The organism is Tardiphaga sp. 42S5, assembly GCF_034044155.1.
Lineage (GTDB): Bacteria > Pseudomonadota > Alphaproteobacteria > Rhizobiales > Xanthobacteraceae > Tardiphaga > Tardiphaga robiniae.
The window spans coordinates 4,282,531-4,307,677 of sequence record NZ_CP139027.1; the positions used below are offsets into that span (position 1 = coordinate 4,282,531).

Below are 25,147 nucleotides of genomic sequence, written 5' to 3' on the forward strand. Positions count from 1 at the left end.
GTTCTTTCGAATGCGAATGAGTGCTGCAGGTTAGGCGGATTGGTCTGTATCGTCGTCACGTCAGTGTCATCAGGTAGGCGATGACATTCCGGCGATATAATGACAATTTTGGTCGCATGTCCATCGGCAAGCGGTGGCCGGATGAGCGCAGCGTAATCCGCCATCGTCATATCGGCGCAATACGCTTCCGCCTTCGCTCTGCGAGCTACGGCGGACAGGTCGCACTTGCGCCCCACGCGTTGATGTCGGACGTTGCGCCCGTTGGGAGGCGACCGCGCGTCGACCTCCGTCATTGACGAGTCCTGCGATGCTCTATCTAGTTGCCGCGGGGCCGTCACGCGGCAGCCCGATGACCGGAATATCAATATGCGCTTTCAAATAGCTCGCTGCCTCACGCGTCTCACCGTCGCAACTCTGCTGTCCGCCGCACTGTCGCTGCCCGCTCACGCGGAAACCGGCAAAGTCCGCTTCAAGTTCTTCAAGGCCGGATGGTTCATCGGAGCGCAGGCAGGGAGCGGAATCCTCAGTTTCCGTGGTGAGATGTATCCATTTCGCATCGGCGGCGTGAGCGCGGGCCTGACGTTTGGGGGCTCCTCGACCGATCTGGTCGGCGCCGCGCAAAATATGCATCAGGCTTCGGACATCGAAGGCATTTATACGGCACTCGGTGCAGGTGTGGCGGTCGGTGCAGGCAGGCGCGCCATCCAGATGCGCAACGCCAAGGGCGTCGTCCTGACGCTGGAAGGCGAGCAACTGGGCCTCCAGTTCGATTTCGACCTGAGCGGAATGAGCGTCTCCATCCAGAACCAGTAATCGGATGCACCAACGTCGAGATGTTTGCTGCCGGTGAAACCATCGCGACCCGCGCATCACGAAACCCGGCCGCTCGCCGTCCGGCGCTGTGAAGCGAGGCAACTGCGTATCGCGAAAGCAAGCGTAGCCCGGATTACGCGGAGTTTATCATCGGTCGCGCTACGCGCGACCCGTTGGCTTCATCCGGGCTACGGACTATTATAAGTTCTCATGAAACTAAGCCAGAAATCCGACGCTGTCTGGACCTCACAGCAGGACGAAGAATTGCGGCGGCAATTGTCGGTCGGTCGCAGCGTCAACGAGATCGCGATCCGGTTGAAGCGATCACCGCTATCAGTCCGCACCCGCGTCAAGAAGCTCGGCATCAGCCAGCCGCAGGCGGATTAGCGCGCTGCCATCAGCCATGACGAAGGTCCCGTTCATCTTCAGCGCCAAACGCCGTCGCCGCTGGCGGCGCAGCCTGCGCTCGGCGCAACGGAAGCTCGCGAAACTGCCGCGCGCCATTCAAATCACTGGCGCCGTCGCAATCGTGCTTGTCACCCTCGTGCTGTCCAACCTCATCTATCACGTGATCCACAAGCCGACCGAGTTGTTCTTCTTTGTCGGCCACAGGCTGGACAAGGAGCCGGCCGAGACGTGGCGGCATTACGGGCCGCTGTTTCGCGCCTTTTCGACGCGGTCGATCACGCCCGAATTGCTCGCTGCGCTGGCGCAGGTCGAGAGTTCCGGCAATCCCTTGGATCGCACCTATTGGCGCTGGCGGTTCAGCTTCAATCCGTTCGCGATCTATCGGCCCGCATCCAGCGCCGTCGGTCTCTTTCAAATGACCGATCCGGCCTATGCCGAAGTTTCGCGCTTCTGCATCCGGGCGAACGCGGTTCAGGATACGGGCTGCGGCTTCGGCCCCTATATTCGTGCCATCCCGAGCCATGCCACCGAGCTCGCATCGATCTATCTGGACCGCAATGTCGCCGCCGTCCTCGCGCGCGCCGGCGGCGTGGCGCCGACCCCGCAACAGGTGCAGGATCTCGCCGCCTTCATCCATCTGTGCGGTGGAGGCCCCGCCACCGCTTATGCACGCCGTCGCTTCCAGATGACGGCCAGTGAGCGATGCGGCGACCATTCCGTTGCGGGTTACGTCTCCAGGGTCAACGCGCTGAAGCGCAAGTTCCTGCAGATGGCATCCGATAGCGATAAATAGCGCGTAGTTTGGGTCGAGCAAGCGCAGCCGGGATGAAGTTCTTGCGTCATCCGGGATTGATCCCCTCAGTTCTTGAACCTCGCCTGCCCGGACTTGCCGTCGGCGGTCTTCAGCGTGACGCTCACCGACGCGCCCTTGGCGATGTCGCCCTTCGCTTCGGCTTTCAATGCAGTCCCGGAGGTGACGAGCGGCAGCGTCTCACGGTCGCCTCCGGAGGTCAGCAGCACGGCGCCGGAAAAGCCGCTGGCCGGGAGCGGTCTGTTGGCCTCGTCGAGGAGATTAAAGGTCAGCACCTTCCCCGCAGCGATCATCTCGATATGCATGCCAGCGACATCCTCCATGGGTCCGCCATTCGGCCCCTTCTGATGGGCATGCTGCGCCATCGCCGGAGCCGCCAGCAATAGCGTGGATACGACGAGCAGGATTGTCTTCATCAATGGTCTCCGTGGGTAGTGTGGGCAGGCATCGCCTCCGCATGGGCAGGCGACGATTCCCGGCGGAACAGGATGTAGAGCGCGGGAAGAACGAGCAGCGTGAGGATGGTCGACGAGACGATGCCGCCGATGACAACGGTCGCGAGCGGGCGCTGCACCTCGGCGCCCGCCCCCGTCGCGATGGCCATCGGCACGAAGCCGAGCGATGCCACCAGCGCCGTCATCAGCACAGGCCGGAGGCGGGTCAGCGCGCCTTCGCGCACGGCCTCCACCACCTTCTTTCCTTCAAGGCGAAGCCGCGCGATGAAGGTGATGATAACGAGACCGTTGAGCACCGCCACGCCCGAGAGCGCGACGAATCCGATGCCCGCGCTGATCGACAGCGGAATGTCACGCAACAGCAGCGCGAAGATGCCGCCCGTGAGCGCCAGCGGCACGCCGCTGAAGACCAGCAGCGCGTCAGCCACGGATCCGAGGCTGATGAACAGCAGCAGGAAGATCAGCAGCAGCGCGATCGGAACCACGATGGTCAAACGCTGCGTCGCCGAGACGAGCTGCTCGAACTGACCGCCCCACCCGATCCAGTAGCCCGCGGGCAATTTGACCTTCTGCGCGATCTGCTGCTGCGCCTCGCCGACGAAGGAGCCGAGATCGCGTCCGCGTACATTGGCGGAGACGACGATACGGCGCTTGCCGTCCTCGCGGCTGATCTGGTTCGGCCCCGGCGCGACCGAAATCTCCGCCAGTTCCGACAGCGGCGCGTAGCGCATCTGGGCCAGCGGCGAGGTCCCGAACGCCGCGGGCATCGCCTTGTTCTGGCTGGGCTGCCCCTCCAGCGGCGGCAGCGGGATCGGCAGCGCCTTGATCGCCTCGATATCCGTCCGCAGTTCGTCCGGAAGGCGCACGACGAGGTCGAAGCGGCGGTCGCCCTCAAACACCAGGCCCGCGGTCTTGCCGCCCACGGCGATCTCGACCAGGTTCTGGACGTCCGACACGCTGATGCCGAAGCGCGCCAGCGCCTTGCGGTCGAGCTTGACCGTCAGCACCGGAAGCCCTGCGACCTGTTCGGTCTTCACGTCCGCGGCGCCCTGGATGTTCCGCAGCGCCGACTGCACCTGCCCCGCGATCCCAGCCAGCACATCGAGATCGTCGCCGAAGATCTTGACGCCGACGTCACTGCGCACGCCCGAGATCAGTTCGTTGAAGCGAAGCTGGATCGGCTGCGAGAGTTCATAAAGACTGCCTGCGACCTCCTCGGATGCGGCCTCGATCTCCTTCATCAGATCGAGCTTCGGCTTCTTCGGATCGGGCCACTGGTCGCGCGGCTTGAGCATGACATAGCCGTCCGAAATCGACGGCGGCATCGGATCCGTCGCCACCTCCGCGGTACCGGTGCGTGCGAAGGATTCCTTCACCTCCGGAATCTTCAATAGCCGCCTCTCGAGCGCCATCTGCATCTCGAGCGATTGCGTGAGGCTGGTTCCGGGGATGCGCATCGCCTGGATCGCGACGTCGCCCTCGTCGAGGCTCGGGATGAACTCGCCGCCCATCCGCGTCGCGGCGTATCCGCTCACGACGACCAGCGCCACGGCCGCGGCCGCCACGACGATGCGCAGACGGATCGCGAGTTCGAGCAACGGCATATAAGTCCGGCGCGCGGCGCGCATGAACCAGTTTTCCTTCTCGGAAACCTTGCCGGTCACGAACAGCGCCACAGCGGCCGGAACGAAGGTCATCGACAGGATGCTGGCGCCCAGCAACGCCATCAGCACGGTCAGCGCCATCGGCGTAAACATCTTGCCTTCGACGCCGGTCAGCGTGAGCACCGGGAGATAAACCACAGCGATGATCAGCGTGCCGAACAGGCTGGGCTTGATGACCTCGCGCGACGCTTCGATGATCGTCTCGAAGCGTTCCTCGCGGCTGAGCAGGCGCCCTCGCTTTGCCTGTTCATGTGCGAGCAGACGCAGGCAATTCTCCACGATGATGACAGCGCCATCGATGATGATGCCGAAATCGATGGCGCCGAGACTCATCAGGTTGGCGCTGACCTTGTTCTCGAACATGCCCGTGATGGTGAAGAGCATGGACAGCGGAATGACGAGCGCGGTGGCGAAGGCCGCCTTGAAGTTTCCGAGGATGAGGAAGAGGATCGCGATGACGAGCAGCGCGCCCTCGACCAGGTTCTTCTCGACGGTCGCGATGGTCGCATCGATCAGATGGGTCCGATCGTAGATCGCGCGCAGAGAGATGCCCTCCGGCAGCGACCTCTGGATCTGCTCCAGCTTCTGCCCGACACGCTGCGCCACGGTCCGGCCGTTCTCGCCGATCAGCAACATCGCCGTGCCGAGCACGACTTCCTTGCCATCGACGGTCGCCGCGCCGGTCCGCAGGTCGGTGCCTTCCTTGACCTCCGCGACGTCGAGGATGCGGACCGGGACGCCGTTCCGGGAGCCGATGACAATCTGCCTGATCTCCTCGACATCGGCGACCTGTCCGGGCGTGCGCACCAGATACTGCTCGCCGTTCTTCTCGATATAGCCGGCACCGACATTTGCGTTGTTGTTGGCGAGCGACGTCATGACGTCGCGGAAGCTGAGGCGATAGGCCATCAGCCTGGCCGGATCCGGAAGCACGTGGAACTGCTTCTCGAAGCCGCCGATGGTATTAACCTCGTTGACCCCCTGCACATTGCGGAGCTGAGGCTTGATGATCCAGTCCTGCACGGTCCGCAGGTCACTCGGCGTGTAAGGCTTGCCTTCGGCGTTCTTCGCCCCCTCCTTCGCCTCGACGGTGTACATGTAGATCTCGCCGAGGCCGGTGGAGACCGGTCCCATCGCCGTCTCGATGCCGGTCGGCAGCGAGTCCTTCACCCGCTGGACGCGTTCGTTGACCAGCTGGCGCGCAAAATAGATGTCCGTGCCGTCCTTGAACACGACGGTGACCTGACTGAGGCCGTAGCGCGACAGCGATCGCGTGTTTACGAGGTTCGGCAGGCCAGCCATCCCCGTCTCGATCGGGAACGTGATGCGTTGCTCGACCTCCAGCGGCGAGAAGCCCGGCGCGTTGGTGTTGATCTGAACCTGAACATTCGTGATGTCAGGGACGGCGTCGATCGGCAGGCGTGTGAAGTTCCAGACGCCGAAGGCGCCCATCATCAGCACGGCAATCATGACCAGCCAGCGCTGGTGCACGGAGAATGCAAGAAGTCTGTCGATCATGACCTAATTCCCGGAGCGAGCTCAGTGTTCATGGGACGCCGATCCCTTTCCGAGCTCCGCTTTCACGATGAAACTGTTCTTCGCCGCGTATCTGTCGCCGTCGAGCAGTCCGAACAGGATCTCGACATTGTCGGAGTCGCGCGCGCCGAGTTCGACATCGCGCGCCTCGAACTTGTCGCCGTTGCGGACGAATACAACGCTGCGGTTCTCGACCGTCTGGATCGCCGCCGCCCGAACCGCGATCGCCACCGGCTTGGCCGACAGGATCAGGCGTGCCGAGACGAACAGGCCCGTGCGCAGGCGCATGTCGATATTCGGCACGACGGCGCGCGCGAGCGCGCTCTGCGTATCACTGCTGCCAACCGGCGAGATGTAGGACAGGCTGGCCTCGATCGGCTTTCCGCCATCGCCGACATCGATCAGGATCCTGTCGCCGATCCGGACACGCGGCAGGTTGCGGCGGTAAACGGACAGATCGACCCAGACCGTCGAAATGTCGGCGACGATGAAGGCCGGCTTCTGCTCGGAGGCATATTCGCCGAGCGAGATCTGGCGATCGATCACCGTGCCCGAGATCGGCGCCCGCATCTCATAGACGCTCAGGCTCTGGTTGCTCTCGATCTTCGCGAGGAGTTCGCCCTTCTCGACGGTGTCGCCGATGCGCTTCTTGATCTCGCGCACGACGCCCGGAAAGCGCGGGGTGACCTGCACCAACGTCTCCTGATTGGGCTGCAGGATACCGTTCAGCACCAGAGAGTCGTGCAGCGTCTCGCTTCTGGCGGAGAGGATCTCGATGTTGGAGGAGGCGACGCGCGCATCGCTCATTTCCACGACGCCCTCTTCACCATGGCCTTTCTCGTCGTGGCCCTTCTCACCCTTCGCCTTTTCACCTTTGGTCTTGTCGCCCTGCCTGGCAGCCTTGGAGGTGGCCGCGGTCTGCGTGTCGGACTTGCTCGGTGCGGTGGCGTAGACCCCGGCGCCGAGCGCGAAGATCGCGGCGGCGCTCACCAGGAACATGATCGGCTTGTTCATCGTGCGCTCCCCCGCGCCAGTGCAAATGGATTGCCGACCAGCCCCTCGATGGTGGCTACGGCAACGTGGAAATTCTGCTGGGCTTCCTGCTCGCGCAGGCGCGCTTGCGCGACGCTGGCCTGTGCGTCGAGCACTTCGAGCAGCGAGTAACGTCCCTGCCCGTAGCCTTCGGAAATCGCGTCGGCCGCGTCCCTGGACTTGGGGATTGCGGTCTCGCGCAGGATGGCAAGTTCGCGCAGCGAGCCCTGCAGCGAGTCGTAGGCGCGACCCGCCACCACGATCAGCATGTTGCGGTTGCCCTGGCGTTCGGCGGCGGTCTTGGCGAGGCTTTCCTGCGCGGAGAGGATGTTGCCCTGGTTCTGGTCGAACACCGGGATCGGCACCGACAGCGAAAGCCGAACGGCGTTGTCGCCGGTCTCACTGAAGCGGCGCCATCCGGCGGATACCGTGACGTCCGGATAGGGCTTCAGCCGGGCGAGCAGCAGTTCAGCGTTGCGCTGCGCATAGATCGCCCTCCAGCGGACGAGCTGCGGGTTGGCATCGATCGCCGCGACGACCGACTGAAATGTCGGCGGTTTGCCGGTCGCTTCCAGCCGTCCGGAGACGGCCGCGAATTTCGGCGCGCTGTCGCCCATCAGGATCGCCAGTTCGCGGCGCGCGCTGGCGAGCGACGACCTGGTGCGCTCCCGGTCGGCCTTGACCAGTGCCGATGCGACCTCGGCACGTCCGGTCTCCGCGATGGATGATGCGCCGGCCTCGACGCGCCGCTGCAGCAGCGGCGAGATCTTGTCGATCGCCTCGATCTGTTCGTCGAGTATCTGGATCCGCCGCTGCAGGCCGAGCACGCTCACGAAGGCGATAGCCGTCTCTGACAGCACTTCGAGCCGGACGGCCTGGCGTCCGACGCCCGCCGCATAGAGGCCCGCCTGACCGGCGGCGATGCGCGCATCGCGCTTGCCCCACAGCTCGAACATCTGGCTGACCTGCAGCGTGGTCTCCGCCGAGCGGGTTCCCTTGTAGGCACCTGAACCGAACGAATTGTCCTGTTCGTACGAAATCTCCGGATTGATCAGCGCGCCGGACTGGATGCGCTGACCGCGCGCGATCCCGACGTCACGCTCGGCGGCTGTCAGACGTGGACTGGCGGCAAGCGCGCGTTGAAGTGCAGCCCCCATGGTGAGGGTTTGCGAATGAGCTACCCCCGTCAGCGACGAACTGACGAACAGCACAGCCGCGCACGCGAAACGCGTGGCGATCTTCGAGAACATGATGGAAACCTGACGAATGACGGAGTCTGGGCGCGATGCGCCCGGCGATGACGGTCAGGTCAGGAATTTGGGTGGGGGAGGATCGATCCCGCGCGGCAGGCTGCCACGTTCGACATCATGGAAAACCGCAGTGCGGGTCTCGATGGAGACGGGCATCGCCGCGAAGACAAGCGGCTGTGCCGTCACAGAGAAGCAGCCGTGGCAGTGATTATCCGCGACGACTCCCTTGTCGGAATGGCCGGTCGCCTTCTCCGCAAGCGAGACGATCGTCGCTCCGGACGGATTGGTCACATCGCATTCGCAGAGACCGTGCATGGCGCCGGCAAAGACGTACGTCGCCAGCACAACCATCACCAACGCCCTGCGCGAGATGCGCAGCAGGCCATGGCGGAAGATGCGGGCGAAAATCGTCACTTTGAGCGTCTCTTTCAAACTCTGCGAGCGAGGTAGCACGGATCGGCGATTCATGTCGATGCGCAACAATGTAACAACGTATGGTTATGCGCAGGGTACGCATTGCCTGCGTGTTACCATGTTAACGAGTAACCAGATCGCAAATGTGGCAAGCGCGACGTCTGGCCACATGGTCATGATCGCGGGAGGTAGCTGCAGGAGAGGAACTCAATCGGACGGGTTGAGTGCGCTTCGGCCAGTCTCACCGAGACGTGGAAAATTCGTTGCCCTGCATGCCATCTGTCCTGATCTGCCCGAGCAGGCCGTAGATGTCACCGAGCACCCAGAGGTCGCGCACCTTCGGCCCGTCGAACGAAAAGATCGGCGCTCCAAGCCAGCCGACGAGCTTTCCTGTCGGCGGATTGCCGAACATCGCTTCGCGTTGAACGCCATGGAAGTAGACCTTGCCGGCAACGCGATTGCCCTCCTCGATCATCAGGAGAATGTCCGTCGTGTAATTCTGCAGCACGCCGGTGACCCAGCGGACATAGTCGGCGAACTGGGCATGTCCGACCAGCACCGGTCCGAGCGATCCCCTGAAGGTGAAATCCTCATGGAAAATTTGCGGGATCAAAGTCACGTCCGCATGGTCCCACATATCCTTGTAGAAGGCGCGGACCACTTCCTTCTGCGGCGTGAGCGTCACGCCATCGAACGTCATTGGCTTTTCAAGATGATCGCTGCGTGTGTTCATCGCCCTCGGCCCGGCATGATGGGATTGAACAACAACACTAGCAATCGCAGCGCGGATTAGCGAAGCGTAATCCGTCGCCGTCGAGATGTTTACGCGGCGGAATACGCTTCGCTCTTCCGCCCTGCAACTGTGCGGCGACCGCCTTCTGCCCCTCACGTCAATCTTGCACACGGCCCAGGAAACCGGGAATATCCCGTCCAATTCAGAAACGCCCCGGGAGATTCCAGGCCTATGAAGTTCGATGACGTCATTCTCGGCCGCCGCAGCATCCGCGGCTACAAACCCGATCCGGTCCCCAAAAAGCTGATCGAAGAGATCATCAATCTGGCGATGCGCGCGCCGTCGTCGATGAACACCCAGCCGTGGAATTTCTATGTCGTGACCGGCGAGCCGCTCGACCGGATCCGCGCCGGCAATACCGAACGAATGATCGCAGGTATCCCGCAGTCACGCGAATTTCGCACCGGTCAGGCTTTCGGGGGTCATCACCGCGACCGGCAGGTCGGCGTCGCCAAGCAGTTGTTCTCGGCCATGGGGATCGCCAGGGACGACAAGGAGATGCGGCAGGACTGGGTGCTACGCGGCTTCCGCCAGTTCGACGCGCCGGTCTGCGTGATCGTAACCTATGACCGCGTCCTGGATGGCAGCGACGATACGCCGTTCGATTGCGGCGCCGTGGCGACCGCCCTCGTCAATGCGGCCTGGTCGCGCGGCCTCGGCGCCGTGATCAACAGCCAGGGCATCATGCAGTCGCCAGTCGTGCGCGAGCATGCTGGCATTGCCGACGATCAGGTCATCATGAAAAGCATTGCGCTCGGATGGCCGGATGACAGCTTTCCCGCCAATGCGGTGGTGTCCGAACGCAAGTCGGTTGAGGAAGCGACGGTGTTCGTCGGCTTCGACGGTTAGCAAGCGCTGGGCGGATCGACGTTGCACGCGCCCCATGCGCGCAGCGCGGTTGACGTCCCTGCCTTTCCCGCGCATCCAGCCCCCAACGAGAAACCTGGGGGCGGAACGTGCTTTACCTGATCTGGGCGCTGCCCGCACTGGCGGTGATCGGCGCCATCGCCAGCGGACTCGCCGGCACGCTCCCCGCCTCGCTGATCGGCCTCGCCACGGCGCTTGCAGTCGCGCTGGCCACCGCCCCGCAACTGTTCGGGATCGCTGACGCTGGAACGGCGCTGCTGCGCGGCGCATGGATCGGCTGGATCGTCGTGCCCTATATTCTCGGCGGGTTGCTGTTCTGGCAGATGGCGATCCGCCCTGGCGACGCGGCCATGCCGGTCGAGACGTCGCTGCCGGATGCGCATGCGCGGCGCCGCCTGCTGTTCACCGCGTGCTATCTGATCGGGCCCTTCGCGGAATCCGCCACGGGCTTCGGCATCGGCATCATGGGGACGATGGTGCTGATCCGCCGCCTCGGCCTGAAGCCGATCGAGCTGCTCGCCTTCTCGCTGATCAGCCAGACCATGATCGTGTGGGGCGCCATGGGCAGCGGCGCGGTGGTCGGCGCCGCCTTCGCGCGAACCGATCCCACGGCGCTCGCGCTGCGCACCAGCCTCATCTATCTCGTGTTCAACATCCTGTGGCTGCCGATCTACTGGCGCATGGCGGAGCGCGCCGGCATCGGTGCCGACTGGCGCGAGCGCGCCAGCGAAGCGCTCTGGCTGCTCGGCAGTCTTGGCCTCACCATTGTCGCGACCGCGTTTCTCGGGCCGGAGCCGGCTATGCTGGCGGCGTTCGGGCCAGCCATCGTGCTGCGTTATCTCATCGACGAGAAGCCGGACCGTGCGGCGATCGCCGCTGCGGCACGGCGCATGCTGCCATTCACGCTGCTAATCGGCTGGCTCGCGCTGACGCGCCTCGTGCCTCCGCTCAATCAACTGCTCCAGACCGCATGGAGCATGCAGCCCTTCGACGGCGCGCCAGTCTGGGCACCGTTGTTTCACGCTGGTACCTGGCTGGTCGCGGCGGCCGTGTTGACCGCCCTGCTGCACGGCCATCAGCGGGCCTTCCCTGCGGAGATCGCAGCCGCCTGGAAGACCGGCCGGCTCGCGGTGCTTACCGTGATCGTGTTCTCGATGATGGCCGAACTGCTGTCGCGCTCGGGCATCGCCGGCGGCCTCGCCCGCGGTATGTACGACACGTTCGGGGTCTGGTCGGTGACGGTGACGCCGATGATCTCGGCCGTGTTCGGCGCGCTGGCCAATAGCGGCAATGCGGCCAACGGATTGTTCATGCCGTCGCAGCTCAGCCTTGCGACCGAGGCCGGTCTCGACGTCGCTGCCGTCGTCGCGCTTCAGCATGCCGCCGCACTATCGCTCAACATGGTCTCGCCGGTGCGGATGTCGATCGTCTGCAATCTCGCCGGAACGCCCGGCCACGAGCGGGACGCCTATCGCGCGATGTTCCCCTTCGTCGTGGTCATCGTCGCGGTTCTGCTCGTGATCTCCGTCCTCATCGCCACCCGGCTCATATGAGGTTTGGTGGCTCGAATAAGCCGGAATCCGGTGTCGATCCCCTCAGCCGATCTTGAACTTGCTGTAAGCCTCGCTCGTGCAAATGATCACATGCTCGGCACAGCCGTTGGTCCGGTGCGGGTCGCAGAGATTTTCATAGTCCGGTGACGTCATCATCTCGATGAAGGCTGCAACGGAGGGATAATACACCAGCGCCAGATAGTCCCACTGCTGGTGATCCGGTTCGCCGAGCGCGACGGCCTTGGCGTCACCGGTCCACAGCAAGGTGCCGCCCCGCGCCTTGATCATCGGCACGGTCAGCGCGCTGTAACGCAGATAGGCGTCCCAGCCCGACCCATGGCCGTCGAGCGAGCGCTCGCGGAATCGCATCAGATTGACCATCACGATCGGGCCCCGATGCTCCAGCTCCTTGAGACCTTTGATGTTCAAGAGATCGACACCCATGCACAATCTCCTGTTTCAACTGGTGGTAAGCAGATGAGCGCACAGCGCGGTTAAGCCTCGGGATCGACATCGTCCAGGAACGTCGCTGTGGGAACGAAGAACAGCGTCCCCGTCACCGCGCGGCTGAAATCCAGCAGATGGTCGTAAGTACCCGGCGGGTTGCCGATGAACATGTTCTCCAGCATCTTCTCAATGCGCTGCGGGGAACGGGCGTAACCGATGAAATAGGTGCCGAACTCACCTTTGCCCACTTCGCCGAACGGCATGTTGTCGCGCAGGATTTGAAGCTGCTCCCCGTTCTCTTCAATCGACGTCAGGACGTTGTGCGCATACGGCTTCTTCTCGGAATCGCGCTGTTCGATATCGGACAGCTTGTGCCGGCCGATGATGTTCTCCTGTTCCTCGACGGGCACCTTGTTCCATCGCGCGACGTCGTGCAGATATTTTTGCACGATCACGTAGCTGCCTCCGGCAAAGCCGGGGTCTTCATCGCCGACAAGGGTGGCCGCGTCAGCGGCATGACCGACAGGGTTTTCAGTTCCGTCAACAAAGCCGATCAGATCGCGGTCGTCGAAGAATTTGAAGCCATGCACCTCGTCCACGGCCGAAACCGCGCCGGCGAGCCGCGACATGATATGCGTCGCCAGCTCGAAACAGAGATCCATGCTCGCCGCACGGATGTGAAAGAGGATGTCGCCGGGTGTCGAAACGGCGGTATGCACGCCGCGAATTTCGCGAAACGGATGCAAGTCTTTCGGACTCGGCGCTCCGAACACCCGACTCCAGGCGTCAGAGCCGAACCCCATAATGCAGGACAACTGCCCGTTGAGATTGCGGAAGCCCACGCCGCGCAGCAGGCTGGACAGGTCGCCGCACAAGCCACGAACCGCCTTCTCGGGGGCCGGTCCGGGATTGATCGTCACGACCAGGAATATCGCCGCCCGCGTCAGCCTGGCAGCGACCGACTGGGACACGGGAGCCGGTAAGCTTGAAACCATGTTCGATCCATTCGATATCCGTTGCGTCACGTATCTTTAGCGTGACGAAGACAGTATCTGCCGACGCGCCTATTGCCGGCTCACATGCTTTGCCGGCAGCTTACCGCCATTCCACTTGCCGTCGATCGCCCGCTCGATCTGCGCGGCCAGTTGTAGCAGCAGGCCGTCATTGGCCTGACGCGTCTGCGCCTGGATGCCGAGCGGCAGTCCGTTCTCCTGCGCCGCCAGCGGCAGCGAGATGCCGGGGATGCCGCACAGATTGGCAAGCGGCGTATAGGCGAAATTCTTCCACAGGTTGGCGAACCAGTCATGCACCGACGGATTGGTGCTGGTGGTGAGATATTCTGACGTGCCGACCTTTGGCGTCGGCTTGGCGGTGATCGGCGTCAGGATGATGTCGTAGCGCTCGAAGAACGCGCCGAAAGCGCGCGAGGTCGTGTTGAACACCGCCTGCATCGCATTGCGCTCGGTATAGGACGTGTTCAGCCCGCTCTCCCAGATCTTGATATTGATCGGCTCCAGCAGATCGGTGGTCGGTTTATCCAAACCGAGCCGCGCCAGATGACCGGCGATCACCTGCGCGAAATTGCTGATGTAGCAGGTCGTCTGCGCCGCAAATGCGTTGCGGAAATCCACCTCCGGCAGCGCCCATTCCACGTGATGGCCGAGCCCTTCGAGCATCTTGCCGACACGCTCCAGCTCTGCAACGAAATGCGGCGGCGCTTTGTAGTCACCCCACTCATGCGACAGCGCGATGCGCAGTCTGCCCGGGTCGCGCTTGATGAGATCGCTATAGGCTTCGGCCGGCGACCAGAACGGCATGAATTCGCCGGGTGCGCCGCCGCGGCAGTTGTCGACGAAGGCAGCGGTGTCGCGCACGCTGCGGCTGACGCAGCCCTGGATCGAGACCAACCCGGAGAGATCCGACAGCGCGGGCGCCAGCGAATAGACGCCGCGCGAGACCTTCAGGCCGATCAGGCCGTTCACACCCGCGGGAATGCGGATCGAACCACCGCCATCCGTGGCATGGGAGATCGGCAGCACGCCGGCCGCGACCATCGCCGCAGAGCCGGCGGAGGAGCCACAGGTGGTGTAGTCGGTGTCCCAGGGATTGCGGGTGACATAGAGCTTGTTCTCGGCAGAACTGCAGACGCCGAATTCCGGCGTGGTGCTGCGGCCAATGATGTTGAGCCCGGCGCCCCGGATCTTGCCGGTCAGGAAGCTGTCCTGCGCGGGGCGATGCCCCTGCATGATCATGGAGCCGAATTCCTGCAGCCGTCCCTTCAGGGTCGGGCCGAGGTCCTTCATCAGGTACGGAACGCCAGCGAACGCGCCCGCGGCATTCATACCGTCCTTGGCAGGATCGGCAACGACGTCGTCGAACACTTCGACGACGGCATCGAGCGCGGGATTGGTGCTGGCGATGCCGACCGCAGCCTGCGCCGCCAGATCAGCCGGCGTCAGGTCGCCCTTGCGCACGCGCGCGGCCAGCGCCACGGCGTCATGTTTCGCCCATTCGTCCCAGCTCATCGCCAATGTCATGTCGCCCGTCCAATTCGAGATTCGGTTGGCGCGAGCCTAGACCGGATGGCGGTTTTTTCGAAAGCCGTGGCAGGTGCCTTGAGCGCGCGGCAGACGCAGGGCAGACCAGCGTGCCGAAGCGCGATAGCCGTCACCCGCCCCCGGCGGCGGTGGCAAATTCCGATTGGATGCCGCCGTGGGACTGCACAACCGGGCCGCCGGCGCCCCGGGTACTGCTTCGCTCACCCGGCTACGCGCCGCTCTCGTCAGTTTACCGAGAACGGCAGAGAATACGGCCGTCCGAACGGGACCCCGCCGCGCACGGTCTGGACCGCCTTCAGATAGGCCTTGCCGGTGCGGGGCTTGTTCGAGGTATCGAGCAGCTCCACCGGACCCTCGACGAGTTCGAGAATGGCCACGTCCGCGGGCGCACCGACCTGCAGCGTGCCAAGCTTGGGCACACGGTTGATGACATTGGCCGGCTTGATCGTGGCGGCCGCGATCACCTGGTCGAGCGAGAAGCCAAGCGCAAGAAACTTGCTGAGCACCCAGGGCAGATACGGCCGGCTCGGTGTGTTCGCCGCGGCCACATGGACGTCGCTGGAAAGCGCGTCGAACACGAGCCCCTGCTGGATCGCCTCCTCGGCAATGTCATAGTCGAAGCTGCCGGCGCCATGACCGACATCGATGATGACACCGCGCTTCTTGGCTTCCAGCAGCGCGGGAAGCACCTTGCCGTTCTGCACCGTGTTGTTGCCGAGTGCGCTGTAGGGATGAGTCAGGATGTCGCCGGGACGCAACGTATCGACCAGCACCGACAGATCGCCCGGTGCATTGCCGATATGGCACATCACCCGCCCCTTGGTGCCCGAGCGTTCGACGGCCAGAATGGCCCGCTTCAGCGGTTCGATACCGTTATTGCCGACGAAAGCCAGCGTCTCGCGCACCTTGGCGCCGAGCACGAGATCGGGATTTTCTGCAATCGTGCGCGCCGCGGCATCGACATTCGCATAGTCGATGTTCAGCAATTCGCCGACGGGAAAGCCCGCAAGGCCGATGGTCGAGATGTGCACGAAGGCAAACAGTCGGCTGCGCGAATGTCCGACGATGTCGCGCTTGAAGCCGGCAAAGGTGTTGGCGCCGGCATCTCCGGCACTCACATAGGTCGTCGTCGCCGAGAACGGCACCAGCTCGTCCGGCGGAATGCCGATCGCCGAACCATAGGGATAGACATGGGTGTGAAGATCGACGAGGCCGGGCGTCACCAGTTTGCCCTTAGCATCGATGCTCTGCTTTGCGCGCTCCGCAGGAATGCTCGGCTCGACGGCGGCGACCTGCCCGAACTTGATGCCTATATCGCGAATGCCGCGCAGATTCTGGCTGGGGTCGATGACCTCCCCGCCCCGGATCACCAGATCGAAATTCTCAGTGGGCTGCTGGCCGAACGCCCCCCGGATGCGCCAAGCGACCCAAGCATGGCCGCGCCACCCGCCAACACGTCACGTCGTGAAATCTTAGCCACTGATATCTCCGCCCCTGAACCAAAGTCCTGTCAGGCGAAGATAGTGGCCGGAACTCGAAATGTGTTTTCGTTGATTTTGCTTTCACGGCGCTTTTGAACTCCGCCGCGATCAAACCGGAGCAACAGATAGTCGCAGCGATGATTTAATGAGGGTCGCTACAATGTCGACCGGAAGCTTTCACTGGAATCGGCGCTGCGACATGCGCCGCCTCGCCTAGCCGCAATTCCAGATTGGTCCGATCGGGGTTCGCGTCCAGCATGGGCCCATGCTGCCGCCATTGTACTGACCGCGATAGAAGCCGGGCCGGCCGAAATAATACTTCTCGCCGTCGGACCAGCGGTAATAGACCGGGGTACGGTCAATGTACCAATGGCGCCGGTCGCGTTTGGCCATGCGCAGGTCCGCGCGCTTCTGCATGAACAGCGGAACGCTGTTGTTGAGCGGCTGGTGATAACCGGGCAAGAAACCGTAGCCCTTCCACTGCTGCGGCTTCTTCTTGACCGGCGCCCCCAGCGCAGCGGCGGAGGTAAGCGACAGGATGAGAGCAATCGATAGACACATGAATCGCGACATGCCCGCAGCATAGAGATTTGGCTGCCGCAAGGCCATTCAAATCAAGGCGAGCCCGGCGCAGATGGACGCATTGTCCGCCATAGCTCAATGAGCGAAGGCGGAAGCGTCGTCCACCGCCTTCGCATCGGCGCGATACGCCGCGTCGATCATCGGGCGCGCGTCCCGCGAGCCGTTGACCCTTGTGGCCTACCCCGAAGCACCTGCGATCGCTGAGCAACGATCCCGATCAGTTTCTGCTCATGTTGATGGTGACGTTCCGGATGTCGCCTTCGGACGATATCGAGAAAGACTGCTTGTTGCCGCGCGTCGAGAGCGACAGGCTGGCCGAGAAGCCCGGCGCATCGATGACGGCCGAGATGAGGCCGCCGGACTCTCGGCCCGCGATGCTTCCGCTGATTCCGCGACTGGTTTCGCTCCATGTGCCGGCGATGGTCCCATCCTGGCTGACCACGTCGCTGTTGAGATCGAAGCGGTAGCTGTCGCTCGCGCAACGCAAGCTCTGCAGGAGCCGCCTTTCGCCATTGCTGACCTGGTATGTCGCCTTGCAGCGAAGCCGCTCCTTGGATCCGTCGGACAGCGAGATTGCTCCTGCGCCTGCCCAGGATCCGGTAAGGCCTGTGAACGGCAGCGACTGCGCCGCCGCCGACCCTGAGGCGGCGACGAGCAGGATCGACACCAGGGCAAGCCGGCGGGGCGAAACGATCTTGCGAAGCATGGAAAGTTTCATGAGGTCACTCCTGTTTCAGCACGCATGTGCCGGGTTTGAACGTCGCATCGCGCATCAGTTGCCGCTTGCGACTTGCCGCGTGATTGCTGTGTGTGACGCCGCCACGGAATCCTGATCGTCGGAGGGCGGGGATTTCGACCAGAGACGGTTGCCCCGCGCCCTCTCATAACCGTACTGGAACAGCGCGCGCATATAGGCGGTGTCGAAGCCGGACATCGGCGATGGCGGTCGATCGCCCTCGATATAGGTCAGATTGAATCCGAACTTGTTGCGGCGGGCGAAGGCATAGGTGTTGTAAAGGATGGAGCGTGTCTGAATCTTCGTCACGGTCGATGACGCCCGCGCAGCGATTTCGATGGTGGAATTGGGAATGACCTGAAATTCCCGTTCGATCTTGTTGTTGATCAGGACGTAGAGTTGCAGCTTCTCTGCCCTGGCGAATGTGGCGTCGCGCAGCAGGAAGGCCTCCGGCAATGTCAGGACAGGCGCGGTGACGCCGCCATCGACATGCATCTCCTCGAAGCGCTTGCCGTTCGCCTCCGCGGTCACCAGCATCGGCGGAAACACCACGGGCAGACTCGCCGAAGCCGCGACAACATCCCGGAACAGGTTCAGTGCTTCGGGCGTACGCAGCGAAGCGATCCGTCCCATGTCCCAGATGGCGGTGCGCTGGGAGTCCAGGTTGGTCGTGACGACGAACAGCATCCGCCCCTTCGCATGTTCGGCTGCGACAGCCGCGACAAAGGTCTCGTCGATATACTTCGCCACCAGCTCGCGCAGCCGAGTATTGCCGAACAGGCCAGAACCAAAGATCGCATTGAACGGATTGGGTGCATCGAGCAAGCTCGCGGCGACGCCGCTGGTGTAGACGTCACGCAAGGTCGCGTCATAGTCGGGACCGAGAAATGCGAAGGGCGCGATCAGTGCGCCGGTGCTCACACCAGAGACCATCGAGAATGACGGGCGCGTCCCTGCCTCGGTCCAGCCATTGAGCACGCCGGCGCCATAGGCGCCGTCCGCCCCGCCTCCGGACAGCGCCAGATAGGTTCGAGGCCCCCGCAACACGACCTGGTTCTGACCGCTCCGGAACGTCGAGGCCGGTTCGTCCGCATAACGGCGCAGGTCCGTAAGATCGAGGACGCGCGCACTGGATGCATCCGCGGCGCTATGCGGCGTCCGTGGCAGCGACGAACATCCGGCGACCAGAAGGCTCAGCGCCGCAGCGACAGGCAACGAAACCGACGGCCGCCAACGGCGGCCACGCACGACATGTTCTGTCAGGAGAGCGCTCACGGGTTCGACGCCCCGTCCATAGAACCGCGTCGCTGGGCGACCTGAAGGGATGCCGCCGCGGGTTGAGCGACGAGTTCGAGGTAGTCCCGGTGGATCGCCTGGACGGTCGTGCGCTCGTCGAACTTGACCCGCCAACTGCTCGGCGAGCCGCGGCCCACGATGACTCCCTGGCGATCGCCGTATTTGGGATGCCGCTCACGACCGAGAACGCTCATCCGAACACGGGCACCGCGGAACAGCCGCGGCGGCGATGCGTCACTATCCGCATTCATCATGCAGCCCTCGCCCGGTCGGGCGCCTGATGGGCAATCAGTTTCGCTTTCGCTGTGGCCACGGTTTCGATCTGCTTGCGTCGCCGATCTGCGGTGCCGGCCGCATCGGCTGGCAACGGAGACATCATTTTGAAACCACTATGCATTTGACCGCGCGTGTTAAGTGAGCAATCACTCACTATTATTGACTGACTCAAAAGTCAATAGCACCCGTGCAAGGGATCGATTATCCTGGTCCCATGAATGCTGAGCTAAAGAAGCGCGCCCGTCGAAAAGCGGAACGACCGATCGAGATCCTCGACGCGGCCTTCGAGGAATTCGCCAAAAACGGCTATGCCGCCACCCGGCTGGAGGATGTCGCCGCCCGCGCATCCGTCACCAAGGGCACGATCTATTTCTATTTCGAAACCAAGGAGCGCGTGTTCGACGAGATGATCCGATACAAGTCCCAGGCGTTCTTTCCCGAACTGGAAAGCTATGCCGGGACACTGGAAGGATCATACAGCGCGCGCCTGCGCGCACTCATGGTCTTCGTGTATCGCAAGATTGCCGAGGACAGACCTTTCCGCGAAACACTCCGCTTCCTGATCGCCGACGGCTCCCGTTTCCCCGACCTCGTGGACCGGCACTATGACGAGTTCATGCGGCCAGTCATCGACCAGTTCCGAATGGTGATCGAAGCGGGAGTCGCGGCCGGCGAATTCCGCCCGTCGCAGGCAAGCACATTCACCGAAATCGTGATGAGCCCGGCGCTGCTGTTGACCGTGTGGTCACTGTTGTTTGGAACGCGAAGGCAGATCGACGTCGCGGTCTTCACCGATGCCAGTATCGACCTGCTCATGCGAGGAATCGATACCTCCCATTAGTCTAGACGCAGCTTGGATCACTAGAACGTCGGCGGCGTGCAGGCGCTGATCACTTCGCAGGGCTTCGCGCCGACGCAGCGGAAACGATGCGGGCGGCGGCTTTCGAAGTAATAGGCGTCGCCGGGATCGAGGATATGGCGCTCGTCGTCGACAGTCACTTCCAGCCGGCCGCTGATCACGACGCCGCCCTCCTCGCCGTCATGCACCAGCGGCACCCGGCCGGTGTCGCTGCCGGGCTCATAGCGCTCCTTCAGGATCTGCAGGCTGCGGCCGAACAGGTTGTCGCCGATCTGGCGATAGGAGATCGGCGCCTTGCCGATCTCGGTCAGCTCATCGGAGCGGTAGAAGACCTTGCGCGGCCGGTCCGGTTCGATGGCGAAGAATTCGGCGAGCCCCATGGGAATGCCGTCAAGAATGCGCTTGAGCGCGCCGACCGACGGATTCATCTGGTTGGATTCGATCAGCGAAATCGTCGAATTGGTCACGCCGGCACGCTTGGCCAGTTCGCGCTGCGACAGCTTGTGATGCCCGCGCACGAACCGCAGCCGTTCGCCTAGATCGATGCTCACGCCAAATCCCTGTTGAGAGTGTTTCGGATCGGGCAAATATGGCCCGGCCGATTGAACAAAATCAACAACTTAATGGGAGTCAGAAAAGGACTTGTTGCATCGTGGCGAACATGATCCAGATGCGCGATCAGCCTGAACATCATCCTTGGGAGCCGCGCCGTGACCGTTCATCAGATTCCGAACAGCCTGCAACTCGAGTCGTTCTGGATGCCGTTCACCGCCAACCGGCAGTTCAAGGCGGCGCCGCGCATGTTCGCCTCCGCGCAGGGCATGTATTACACCACCGAAGACGGCCGCAAGGTGATCGACGGATCGGCCGGCCTGTGGTGCACCAATGCCGGCCACGGCCGCCGCGAGATCGCCAGCGCCGTCGAGAAGCAGCTCTCGACCCTCGATTTCGCCCCGGCCTTTCAGATGGGCCATCCTCTGGCCTTCGAATTCGCCAATCGCCTCGCCGAGATCGCCCCCGCAGGCCTCGACCGCATCTTCTTCACCAATTCCGGCTCCGAGTCCGGCGACACCGCGCTGAAGATCGCGCTGGCCTATCATCGCGCCAACGGCCAGGCCGCCCGCACGCGCCTGATCGGTCGGGAGCGCGGCTATCACGGCGTCGGCTTCGGCGGCACCTCGGTCGGCGGCATGGTCAACAACCGCCGCGCCTTCTCGTCCGCCCAACTGCCCGGCACCGATCACATCCGCCACACCCACGATCTCGCACGCAATGCCTTCTCGAAGGACCTCCCGGAGCATGGCGCCGAACTGGCCGACGACGTCGAGCGCCTCGTCGCGCTGCATGGCGCCGACACCATCGCTGCCGTCATCGTCGAGCCGGTGCCCGGTTCGACCGGCGTGCTGCCGCCGCCGAAGGGATATCTGCAGCGCCTGCGCGAGCTCTGCACCAAGCACGGCATCCTGCTGATCTTCGACGAAGTCATCACCGGCTTCGGCCGCCTCGGCACGCCGTTCGCCGCCAACTATTTCGGCGTGACGCCGGACCTGATGACCACCGCGAAGGGCATCACCAACGGCACCGTCCCCTGCGGCGCCGTGTTCGCCAGCCGCAAGATCTACGACGGGCTGATGACCGGTCCGGAAAGCCAGATCGAGCTGTTCCACGGCTACACCTATTCGGCGCATCCGGTGGCCTGCGCCGCCGGCATCGCAACGCTGGACATCTACAAGAACGAGGGACTGCTGACGCGCGGCGCCTCACTGGCCGACTACTGGCGCGATAGCCTGCATGCGCTGCGCGATCTGCCGAACGTGATCGACATCCGCAATTGCGGCTTGATGGGCGCCGTCGAACTTGCACCGCGCAAGGATGCACCGGGTGCGCGCGGCTATGACGTGATGGTCGATTGCTTCAACCGCGGCCTCTATCTGCGCCAGAGCGGCGATGCCTTCGCGATGTCGCCGCCGCTCATCGTCGAGAAGAACCATATCGACGAGATCGTCTCGATCCTCTCCGACGCCATCAAGCGCGTCGCCTGAGCCGACACGTCGTCTGATTTAGTATGGCCCGGATGAAGCACCCGCTTCATCCGGGCCATTTTTTTGATGGATCGGATTTTAAGGCTGGGCGCGCTGGCTTGAGGGATCACGCCGGCCGTCGGCGGAGCCAGCCCTTCATTTTGAGTCCGTCACGCATATTGAGGCTGAGTAGCGTGATGTTCACCGCGCCCGCAGCCAATTCGACCACCTGTACCGCGTAGAAGCTGGCATCAAACTCGGCAGCTTTCGCCTTGGACGCGAGGAACAGCGCAGAAGGGATGAGAAGCAGGAGGCCGTTGGCAGCTATCCAGGGCATGCGCTTGATCTTCGCACCAACCAGCGCGGCGCGACGTCCATTTGCCAGGGCAAAGCCAGAGCCTCCGGCGGCCATTAGCGCCGGAACGAGCAGCAGGAAGCCCCATGGTATGGCCGACTTCACGGCGATGATGGTCGCCTGTGGCGCAAACAGTTCACTGAGAGCCGTCGAGAGCCAGAAGATCGCGATGGTGAGAATCGCGACCGCGCCAGCGGCCGCATGGATCATCTTGTTCATGGCTTTGCTGCCGTTCCTGCAAGTGCACTTCGGCTACGCGACGCAGATACCCGGTACCGCGACCTTCTGGAAAAGATGCGGAGAAGCGACGGCCGAGGACGGATACGCCGAGAGTTTTGCTCTGAACTCGGGATGCGAGAACGCAGCTCGAAAGTCGGCCGTCGTTTCCCATACTGCATAGTTGAAATAGGTCGGGCTTTCGCCGACCGCGCGGTGAAGCTGGATCGAGATGAAGCCCGGCTGCCGCTTCATGAACGCCGCATCGACCTGCCACGCATCGAGGAAGGTCTGCTCGTCCGCCTTGTCGAGTGTAAAGACGTTCATCAGCACGACAGACGCGGCATCGATCCCGATCTGACGGTCGATCGGGAACGCCGGATCAAGTGGACGCATGAGCGACATAACGGTCTCCACTGGTTTCATGGTGTCAACATGGTATGATGGCTACATATTATATTGACATCATGATGTCAATAAAGACATAGGACGACAATGCGCCATACCAAACGGACGCCCGCCGGCGATGCCTTGACCGATCTGATGCTCGACCTGTTCCGGCTCAACAGCCGAATGCTCGCAGCCGGCGACAGGCTGGTCACAGACCTTGGTTTGACCAGTGCCCGTTGGCAGATCCTCGGCGCCATCCTCGCCGCCGAACGCCCTCAGCCTGTGGCGTGGCTCGCGCGCGACCTTGGCGCAAACCGCCAGAACGTGCAGCGGATCGTCAATGACCTGCACGAAGAAGGACTGGTCGTATTCGAGACCAACCCGCATCACCGCCGGGCCCAACTTGTCGTTCTGACCGACAAGGGGAAGCAGACGTTCGACGCTGCCATGCGCTTGCAGGCCCCCTGGATCAACAGCCTCGCGGATGGACTCTTGGTCAAGGACATCAAGACAGTCCACCACGTCATCGCGGCGCTGCGAAGAAAACTGGAGGGCACCGATGAATCTGAGGAGCAATCCTAAACGCCACGGCACGCAGAGCCTGGATCAGCTCGCGCTGCCATGCGCCCGCGCGCACATCCGTGTCACATGATCCGGGCTCATCGCCGGTGTCGGCGCAACGGTGTCGCTCGAACCTGTGCTGGTCGTCCATGAGAGACCGCCGAGCGACGCCATGACAGGCGCTATGGCAAAGCGCGACATCATCGCGACATTCACCATCGCCGGCACGTCGACGCGGGGATGGCTGACGATCGCGTCCACGATCAGGCCGAAGGCGGCCAGTCCCAGTGTTCGCTTGCGAGATCTGATTGAGGTCTTGCGGAATTGGATCGGCATCGCGGGCTCATTGGCTTGAGGATGCGCACGCACCGGAGTCGGAGTGCGCCGACGCGTCGACGTCGCGAGCCGTTTTAGCGATCAACTGTGACCATCCGGTCTGATGCCGCGAACAACAAAGCTCGCAACCGATCACGTCGCGACGAGTCGCCCGATATCGGTCATCACATCTTCACGAGGACGAGACCTCGGACGCGGCGAGCAACCGCCGGGCTTCGTGTCATCCGGACAGCGTCTCGATCACCCGGCAGTCACTGACCCTGCCATGACTGCACTCTTCCACCATGCGCTTCAATTCTCCGCGTAACGCGGTGAGTTGCGCGATCCGGCGCTCGACGTCCGACAAGTGCCGGCGCGTGATCCGATCGACCTCTGCGCAAGACTGATCGGGTCCCTCGCTCAGGGTCAGCAATTCGGCGATATCGGCGATCTCGAAACCGAGCTCGCGGGCGTGCCGGATGAAATTCAGGCGGGCGACATCCTCCGGCCGATAGCGGCGCTGCTTTCCCTCCGTCCTCGTGGGCGCGGCCAGAAGGCCAATCCCCTCGTAGTAACGGATCGTCGGCACCTTGATGCCCGTCAGACGCGACGCTTCTCCGATTGCGTAATCCATTTTTCCCTTGAACCTCTAGTCGCTAGAGATTGTACGCTTGTCTCACATTGAGAGGAAGCCGATGTCCGACAAGACCTGTTGCACCACCGACACCTGCTGCGAGCCGCCGCCCATCGATTTTTCGAAGGCGAACGCGAAGCCTGTCTCCCCGGCGGCCTGCGAGACCGAGGCATGCGGTTGCTCCGGGGGCGTTCCGGTCTTCGACGGCGTCGATCCCCGCTACAAGCGCGTGCTGTGGACGGTCATTGCCATCAACGGCATCATGTTTCTTGTCGAGATGATCGCCGGACAGATCGCGGGGTCACAGGCGCTGAAAGCGGATGCGCTCGACTTCCTCGGCGATACAGTCACTTACGGGCTGAGCCTCGCGGTCATCGGCACCGGCATCAGGACGCGGGCAACGGCGGCTTTGTTCAAGGGCCTTTCGCTCAGCGTCATGGCTCTATGGGTGTTCGGTTCGACCGTCTATCACACGCTTATCCTCGGCGTTCCAAGTGCCGAGGTCATGGGCGCGATCGGCTTCCTGGCGCTGGCAGCCAACCTCGCCTCGGTGCTGCTGCTGATGCGTTACAAGGACGGCGACGCCAATGTGCGCTCTGTCTGGCTGTGTTCCCGCAACGATGCCATCGGCAACGTCATTGTCATGTTCGCAGCCCTGGGAGTCTGGGGCTCGTCGAGCGCGTGGCCGGATCTGGCGGTTGCCGCCGTGATGGCCTTCATATTTCTCTCCTCCTCGGTACAGATACTCCGTCAGGCCTGGACTGAATATTCCGAACAGCCCGCGCCCGTCGGCATGTCCCAGCGTTCCTGAGCCTGCAATGCTG

28 protein-coding genes are annotated in these 25,147 nt (G+C 63.0%); 9 read left to right on the forward strand and 19 right to left on the reverse strand.

From position 1 onward, the window contains the following. Positions 1 to 366 precede the first annotated feature (366 nt). The 3 genes from SFY93_RS19915 to SFY93_RS19925 all read left to right on the forward strand — a co-directional run bounded on the left by SFY93_RS19915 (position 367) and on the right by SFY93_RS19925 (position 2,014). On the forward strand, positions 367 to 813 hold the full coding sequence (locus SFY93_RS19915; protein ID WP_320444308.1) for a lipid-binding SYLF domain-containing protein: 447 nt from the start codon (positions 367 to 369) through the stop codon (positions 811 to 813). Between the two features lie 210 nt (positions 814 to 1,023). After that, the gene (locus SFY93_RS19920; protein ID WP_158005736.1) at positions 1,024 to 1,200 is read left to right on the forward strand and encodes a hypothetical protein; all 177 of its coding nucleotides are present in this window, start codon (positions 1,024 to 1,026) and stop codon (positions 1,198 to 1,200) included. Positions 1,201 to 1,216: 16 nt separating this feature from the next. Then, the gene (locus SFY93_RS19925) at positions 1,217 to 2,014 is read left to right on the forward strand and encodes a lysozyme family protein (RefSeq protein ID WP_320444309.1); all 798 of its coding nucleotides are present in this window, start codon (positions 1,217 to 1,219) and stop codon (positions 2,012 to 2,014) included. 65 nt (positions 2,015 to 2,079) lie between these two features. Here SFY93_RS19925 and SFY93_RS19930 read toward each other — a convergent pair whose 3' ends face one another. From SFY93_RS19930 to SFY93_RS19955, 6 genes are all read right to left on the reverse strand, one after another. Continuing rightward, positions 2,080 to 2,448 carry a hypothetical protein gene (locus SFY93_RS19930; protein WP_320444310.1) on the reverse strand — a complete coding sequence of 123 codons (369 nt, stop codon included), beginning with the start codon at positions 2,446 to 2,448 and terminating at the stop codon, positions 2,080 to 2,082. Beyond that, positions 2,448 to 5,669 (reverse strand): efflux RND transporter permease subunit, encoded by a 3,222-nt coding sequence (locus SFY93_RS19935; protein ID WP_320444311.1) that lies wholly within the window; start codon positions 5,667 to 5,669, stop codon positions 2,448 to 2,450. Before SFY93_RS19935 ends, SFY93_RS19930 begins: the two co-directional genes overlap by 1 nt. Positions 5,670 to 5,690: 21 nt before the next feature. After that, a complete protein-coding gene (gene ihpB / locus SFY93_RS19940) occupies positions 5,691 to 6,701 on the reverse strand; it encodes a divalent metal ion exporter adaptor subunit IhpB (protein ID WP_320444312.1) in 1,011 nt (336 codons plus the stop codon). Continuing rightward, positions 6,698 to 7,969, reverse strand: coding sequence for a divalent metal ion exporter subunit IhpA (gene ihpA / locus SFY93_RS19945; protein ID WP_320444313.1), 1,272 nt, complete (start codon positions 7,967 to 7,969; stop codon positions 6,698 to 6,700). Before ihpA ends, ihpB begins: the two co-directional genes overlap by 4 nt. 54 nt (positions 7,970 to 8,023) lie before the next feature. Then, positions 8,024 to 8,452: a hypothetical protein gene (locus tag SFY93_RS19950; protein WP_320444314.1), complete on the reverse strand. Its 429-nt coding sequence runs from the start codon at positions 8,450 to 8,452 to the stop codon at positions 8,024 to 8,026. A gap of 172 nt (positions 8,453 to 8,624) precedes the next feature. Beyond that, positions 8,625 to 9,116, reverse strand: a complete 492-nt coding sequence (locus SFY93_RS19955) for an ester cyclase (RefSeq protein WP_320444315.1) — start codon at positions 9,114 to 9,116, stop codon at positions 8,625 to 8,627. A 231-nt stretch (positions 9,117 to 9,347) separates the two neighbouring features. Between SFY93_RS19955 and SFY93_RS19960 the strand changes: the two genes are divergently transcribed. Together SFY93_RS19960 and SFY93_RS19965 are read left to right on the forward strand one after the other, a co-directional pair. Then, positions 9,348 to 10,025, forward strand: coding sequence for a nitroreductase (locus tag SFY93_RS19960; RefSeq protein WP_320444316.1), 678 nt, complete (start codon positions 9,348 to 9,350; stop codon positions 10,023 to 10,025). A 107-nt stretch (positions 10,026 to 10,132) separates the two neighbouring features. Then, positions 10,133 to 11,596 carry an L-lactate permease gene (locus tag SFY93_RS19965; RefSeq protein ID WP_320444317.1) on the forward strand — a complete coding sequence of 488 codons (1,464 nt, stop codon included), beginning with the start codon at positions 10,133 to 10,135 and terminating at the stop codon, positions 11,594 to 11,596. A 42-nt stretch (positions 11,597 to 11,638) separates the two neighbouring features. Here SFY93_RS19965 and SFY93_RS19970 read toward each other — a convergent pair whose 3' ends face one another. From SFY93_RS19970 to SFY93_RS20005, 8 genes are all read right to left on the reverse strand, one after another. Beyond that, entirely contained in the window at positions 11,639 to 12,040 is a 402-nt protein-coding gene (locus SFY93_RS19970) for a DUF1330 domain-containing protein (RefSeq protein WP_320444318.1), read from the reverse strand. Positions 12,041 to 12,090: 50 nt separating this feature from the next. Next, the gene (locus tag SFY93_RS19975; protein WP_320444319.1) at positions 12,091 to 13,038 is read right to left on the reverse strand and encodes a Dyp-type peroxidase; all 948 of its coding nucleotides are present in this window, start codon (positions 13,036 to 13,038) and stop codon (positions 12,091 to 12,093) included. Positions 13,039 to 13,107: 69 nt separating this feature from the next. Continuing rightward, a complete protein-coding gene (locus tag SFY93_RS19980) occupies positions 13,108 to 14,580 on the reverse strand; it encodes an amidase (protein WP_320444320.1) in 1,473 nt (490 codons plus the stop codon). 245 nt (positions 14,581 to 14,825) lie between these two features. Next, entirely contained in the window at positions 14,826 to 15,971 is a 1,146-nt protein-coding gene (locus SFY93_RS19985; RefSeq protein ID WP_414716934.1) for an amidohydrolase family protein, read from the reverse strand. A gap of 324 nt (positions 15,972 to 16,295) precedes the next feature. Continuing rightward, the gene (locus tag SFY93_RS19990) at positions 16,296 to 16,655 is read right to left on the reverse strand and encodes a hypothetical protein (RefSeq protein ID WP_320444321.1); all 360 of its coding nucleotides are present in this window, start codon (positions 16,653 to 16,655) and stop codon (positions 16,296 to 16,298) included. Between the two features lie 226 nt (positions 16,656 to 16,881). Then, positions 16,882 to 17,370 carry a hypothetical protein gene (locus SFY93_RS19995; protein ID WP_309945774.1) on the reverse strand — a complete coding sequence of 163 codons (489 nt, stop codon included), beginning with the start codon at positions 17,368 to 17,370 and terminating at the stop codon, positions 16,882 to 16,884. A 66-nt stretch (positions 17,371 to 17,436) separates the two neighbouring features. Continuing rightward, positions 17,437 to 18,648: a patatin-like phospholipase family protein gene (locus tag SFY93_RS20000; RefSeq protein WP_175365495.1), complete on the reverse strand. Its 1,212-nt coding sequence runs from the start codon at positions 18,646 to 18,648 to the stop codon at positions 17,437 to 17,439. Between the two features lie 23 nt (positions 18,649 to 18,671). Then, entirely contained in the window at positions 18,672 to 18,950 is a 279-nt protein-coding gene (locus tag SFY93_RS20005; RefSeq protein WP_231080520.1) for a hypothetical protein, read from the reverse strand. A 236-nt stretch (positions 18,951 to 19,186) separates the two neighbouring features. Here SFY93_RS20005 and SFY93_RS20010 point away from each other — a divergent pair, with 236 nt between their 5' ends. Next, positions 19,187 to 19,813 (forward strand): TetR/AcrR family transcriptional regulator, encoded by a 627-nt coding sequence (locus SFY93_RS20010; RefSeq protein WP_320444322.1) that lies wholly within the window; start codon positions 19,187 to 19,189, stop codon positions 19,811 to 19,813. Between the two features lie 20 nt (positions 19,814 to 19,833). Here SFY93_RS20010 and SFY93_RS20015 read toward each other — a convergent pair whose 3' ends face one another. Beyond that, entirely contained in the window at positions 19,834 to 20,382 is a 549-nt protein-coding gene (locus SFY93_RS20015) for a cupin domain-containing protein (protein WP_320444323.1), read from the reverse strand. Positions 20,383 to 20,589: 207 nt separating this feature from the next. Between SFY93_RS20015 and SFY93_RS20020 the strand changes: the two genes are divergently transcribed. Beyond that, positions 20,590 to 21,873, forward strand: coding sequence for an omega-aminotransferase AptA (locus SFY93_RS20020; protein WP_320447808.1), 1,284 nt, complete (start codon positions 20,590 to 20,592; stop codon positions 21,871 to 21,873). A 106-nt stretch (positions 21,874 to 21,979) separates the two neighbouring features. Here SFY93_RS20020 and SFY93_RS20025 read toward each other — a convergent pair whose 3' ends face one another. Then, a complete protein-coding gene (locus SFY93_RS20025) occupies positions 21,980 to 22,426 on the reverse strand; it encodes a hypothetical protein (RefSeq protein WP_320444324.1) in 447 nt (148 codons plus the stop codon). 33 nt (positions 22,427 to 22,459) lie between these two features. Continuing rightward, positions 22,460 to 22,828, reverse strand: coding sequence for an antibiotic biosynthesis monooxygenase family protein (locus tag SFY93_RS20030; protein WP_320444325.1), 369 nt, complete (start codon positions 22,826 to 22,828; stop codon positions 22,460 to 22,462). A 90-nt stretch (positions 22,829 to 22,918) separates the two neighbouring features. Here SFY93_RS20030 and SFY93_RS20035 point away from each other — a divergent pair, with 90 nt between their 5' ends. Further along, positions 22,919 to 23,395, forward strand: coding sequence for a MarR family winged helix-turn-helix transcriptional regulator (locus SFY93_RS20035; protein WP_320444326.1), 477 nt, complete (start codon positions 22,919 to 22,921; stop codon positions 23,393 to 23,395). A gap of 24 nt (positions 23,396 to 23,419) precedes the next feature. Here SFY93_RS20035 and SFY93_RS20040 read toward each other — a convergent pair whose 3' ends face one another. Then, complete coding sequence (locus SFY93_RS20040; protein ID WP_320444327.1) at positions 23,420 to 23,710, reverse strand: hypothetical protein; 291 nt, start codon at positions 23,708 to 23,710, stop codon at positions 23,420 to 23,422. A gap of 220 nt (positions 23,711 to 23,930) precedes the next feature. Then, complete coding sequence (locus SFY93_RS20045; protein ID WP_093758351.1) at positions 23,931 to 24,323, reverse strand: MerR family transcriptional regulator; 393 nt, start codon at positions 24,321 to 24,323, stop codon at positions 23,931 to 23,933. A 61-nt stretch (positions 24,324 to 24,384) separates the two neighbouring features. Between SFY93_RS20045 and SFY93_RS20050 the strand changes: the two genes are divergently transcribed. Then, on the forward strand, positions 24,385 to 25,134 hold the full coding sequence (locus SFY93_RS20050; protein WP_320444328.1) for a cation efflux transmembrane domain-containing protein: 750 nt from the start codon (positions 24,385 to 24,387) through the stop codon (positions 25,132 to 25,134). Positions 25,135 to 25,147 lie beyond the last annotated feature (13 nt).

Coding starts and splice junctions, on each gene's coding strand:
- SFY93_RS19960 (WP_320444316.1), top strand. CDS start 9,348: ATGAAGTTCGATGACGTCATTCTCGGCCGCCGCAGCATCCGCGGCTAC.
- SFY93_RS20025 (WP_320444324.1), bottom strand. CDS start 22,426: ATGAACAAGATGATCCATGCGGCCGCTGGCGCGGTCGCGATTCTCACC.
- SFY93_RS20050 (WP_320444328.1), top strand. CDS start 24,385: ATGTCCGACAAGACCTGTTGCACCACCGACACCTGCTGCGAGCCGCCG.
- SFY93_RS19980 (WP_320444320.1), bottom strand. CDS start 14,580: ATGACATTGGCGATGAGCTGGGACGAATGGGCGAAACATGACGCCGTG.
- ihpA (WP_320444313.1), bottom strand. CDS start 7,969: ATGTTCTCGAAGATCGCCACGCGTTTCGCGTGCGCGGCTGTGCTGTTC.
- SFY93_RS20005 (WP_231080520.1), bottom strand. CDS start 18,950: ATGATGAATGCGGATAGTGACGCATCGCCGCCGCGGCTGTTCCGCGGT.
- SFY93_RS20040 (WP_320444327.1), bottom strand. CDS start 23,710: ATGCCGATCCAATTCCGCAAGACCTCAATCAGATCTCGCAAGCGAACA.
- SFY93_RS20020 (WP_320447808.1), top strand. CDS start 20,590: ATGCCGTTCACCGCCAACCGGCAGTTCAAGGCGGCGCCGCGCATGTTC.
- SFY93_RS19955 (WP_320444315.1), bottom strand. CDS start 9,116: ATGAACACACGCAGCGATCATCTTGAAAAGCCAATGACGTTCGATGGC.
- SFY93_RS19975 (WP_320444319.1), bottom strand. CDS start 13,038: ATGGTTTCAAGCTTACCGGCTCCCGTGTCCCAGTCGGTCGCTGCCAGG.
- SFY93_RS19935 (WP_320444311.1), bottom strand. CDS start 5,669: ATGATCGACAGACTTCTTGCATTCTCCGTGCACCAGCGCTGGCTGGTC.
- SFY93_RS20030 (WP_320444325.1), bottom strand. CDS start 22,828: ATGTCGCTCATGCGTCCACTTGATCCGGCGTTCCCGATCGACCGTCAG.
- SFY93_RS19970 (WP_320444318.1), bottom strand. CDS start 12,040: ATGGGTGTCGATCTCTTGAACATCAAAGGTCTCAAGGAGCTGGAGCAT.
- SFY93_RS20045 (WP_093758351.1), bottom strand. CDS start 24,323: ATGGATTACGCAATCGGAGAAGCGTCGCGTCTGACGGGCATCAAGGTG.
- SFY93_RS20035 (WP_320444326.1), top strand. CDS start 22,919: ATGCGCCATACCAAACGGACGCCCGCCGGCGATGCCTTGACCGATCTG.
- SFY93_RS19920 (WP_158005736.1), top strand. CDS start 1,024: ATGAAACTAAGCCAGAAATCCGACGCTGTCTGGACCTCACAGCAGGAC.
- ihpB (WP_320444312.1), bottom strand. CDS start 6,701: ATGAACAAGCCGATCATGTTCCTGGTGAGCGCCGCCGCGATCTTCGCG.
- SFY93_RS19915 (WP_320444308.1), top strand. CDS start 367: ATGCGCTTTCAAATAGCTCGCTGCCTCACGCGTCTCACCGTCGCAACT.
- SFY93_RS19925 (WP_320444309.1), top strand. CDS start 1,217: ATGACGAAGGTCCCGTTCATCTTCAGCGCCAAACGCCGTCGCCGCTGG.
- SFY93_RS19990 (WP_320444321.1), bottom strand. CDS start 16,655: ATGTCGCGATTCATGTGTCTATCGATTGCTCTCATCCTGTCGCTTACC.
- SFY93_RS19930 (WP_320444310.1), bottom strand. CDS start 2,448: ATGAAGACAATCCTGCTCGTCGTATCCACGCTATTGCTGGCGGCTCCG.
- SFY93_RS20010 (WP_320444322.1), top strand. CDS start 19,187: ATGAATGCTGAGCTAAAGAAGCGCGCCCGTCGAAAAGCGGAACGACCG.
- SFY93_RS19995 (WP_309945774.1), bottom strand. CDS start 17,370: ATGCTTCGCAAGATCGTTTCGCCCCGCCGGCTTGCCCTGGTGTCGATC.